This is a genomic window from Nonomuraea turcica (genome assembly GCF_030718205.1).
Classification (GTDB): Bacteria; Actinomycetota; Actinomycetes; order Streptosporangiales; family Streptosporangiaceae; genus Nonomuraea.
In genome coordinates this window covers 1-941 of record NZ_JAUZQF010000093.1, presented here as the reverse complement: position 1 = coordinate 941, position 941 = coordinate 1, and the positions used below count along the sequence as shown (strand labels likewise).

Sequence of the window (941 nt, the reverse complement as noted above, 5' to 3'; positions counted from 1 at the left end):
GTGCGCGGGCCAGCGCGTCCAGCCATTGGGGGTGGTGGGAGCCGGCGATGCCCCACATGCGGCCGATGTTGGTGGCGATGATGGAGTACTTCCAGCCGGTCCGCATCTCAAAGGCGGTGAGGTTCTTGCGATGGCGGGCCGAGGGGCGGACCCGGCGAACCAGCAGTCGCATGCCGTCCGGCCAACCGGCGCGCCGGTTCAGGCCGGTCAGCTCCGCCACGTGATAGCCCTGCTGCAGGTCGCCGTCCTGATCGAGTGAGTCTTGCCAGGCGGTGGCGGGCAGGCGGGCGATGGCCTGCTCATCGGCGTCGGTGATGGTCCAGCCGACCAGATACCGCACCGTGCGGCGGGTGGTGTTCAGCCCTTCTAGGTGGGTCAGCAGGTCGTGGGTGGCGCCCGCGCCGTCGACGCGGACGAGGATCTTGGCCTGGCAGGAGTTCGGGATCTGGGCGAGTGCGTCGGTGAGCACCCGCAGGTGGTCGGCGACGGTGTTGCTGCCCGCGTTCCCGGCCCGCAGCAGCATCGCCAGCGATTCCTGGGTGTTGGCGCACCAGCAGGCCAGCGGGTGAAAACCATAGGTCTTCTTGAACGTGACCGCCGCCCCGCTCTTGTCCGAGGCCGAGGTGATGATGGTGGCGTCGATGTCGATGACGATCCATCCCCGCAGCCGTTTACCCGCGACCGTCAGCCAGGGGAAGCCGCTCGGGCGCAGGTGCAGCAGTTGCCAGACGCGGCGTCGTACCCTCGCCCTGGCCTTGGCGATGCGCGTGAGCATCGCCTCATCCAGGCCGGCCAGCGTGCGGCGGGTAGTGGAGTCCGACGGCACGACCCCGAACAGCGCCGCCTGATGGGCTTGCAGCCGCTCGGCTTCCAGCACGCTCCGCGCGCCGCACACGATCGCCGTGGCCAGGCTGAGGAGCACGTGCGCGCGATCGCGCCAG

1 protein-coding gene is annotated in these 941 nt (G+C 69.8%); it reads right to left on the bottom strand.

Going from position 1 to position 941, the window contains the following annotated elements; all coding sequences use genetic code 11:
- Nucleotides 1-941 (bottom strand): transposase (locus Q9G87_RS60345; protein WP_305925694.1); only part of this gene is annotated, 941 nt, incomplete at both ends.